Origin of the sequence: Burkholderia sp. HMSC10F09, assembly GCF_001806955.1 — a bacterium.
In the GTDB taxonomy this organism is placed as follows: Bacteria; Pseudomonadota; Gammaproteobacteria; order Burkholderiales; family Burkholderiaceae; genus Burkholderia; species Burkholderia multivorans.
On sequence record NZ_KV786651.1, the window covers coordinates 1 to 878 of the forward strand.

Consider the following 878-nt stretch of genomic DNA (forward strand, 5'->3'; position numbering starts at 1 on the left):
GGCCCCGCGAACGTATGCGACGCGCCCTTCACATCGACCGCACCCGGCGTATGAATCTCGATGTTCCCGCCTTGAATACGGATATAGCCGCCGCCGCTCGTCAGCAGAATCCCCTGATCGGCCGCGATCTCGATCCTGTCGGTTGCGGACACAACCTTTACCGTCTTCTGCGCAGTCACTTCGACGTTGTCCGACTGCGCCTGGATCTCCACCTTGCCCTTGCCCGCGAACAGCTTCATCCCCGCGTTCTGCACGAACAGGCTCAGCTTCTGTCCGATGCTCGCGATCAGCGACTTGCCTGCGGCCACGTGCACGCTCTGGCCGCTCGCGACGTTCACGTGATCGTTCGCGACCATGTGCACCGACTGCTGCGTCGACATCGCGATCCCCGAGGGGCTGCCGAACAGCATCACCGGTTCCTTGAATGCGTTCGCGCTGCCCGTTCCACCGCCCGCAGTACGCCCGCCCGACGCACTGCCCGACACGCTGCTTTGCGTCGCGTCCGCGAACGCGCGCATCGTGTCGTGCGCTTCCTTCAGGCTTTCCGCCTGATGCTGTTCGCTCACGCCCGACATCGCCTCGATCAGGCTCTCGCCGGTCACGAGCTGCTGCTGCGCTTCCTTCACGTCGAGCGGCTGGCTGTTCGCCGCCTTTGGATGCGTGGTCACGTACAGCCCCTGACTCGCGCGCACCGCACCATACGCATCCGAGCGCAGATCGAACCCGCTGCCGAGATACGAGCCGCGCGCATTGCCGTTCTGATCGATGATGTAGCCCAGATGCAGCAGGCTGTTCGCGCTGCTGCTCATCAGTTGCACGCGGTTCTGCCCGGTGGCGTCGTCCATCACGAGCTGGTTGTAGCCGCCGCCCGCGTATTC

General features: G+C 64.5%; 1 protein-coding gene. It reads right to left on the reverse strand.

The window, feature by feature from the left end; translation table 11 throughout:
* On the reverse strand, window positions 1-878 hold an 878-nt coding region (locus tag HMPREF3115_RS10675), incomplete at both ends, for a DUF2345 domain-containing protein (RefSeq protein WP_141751666.1).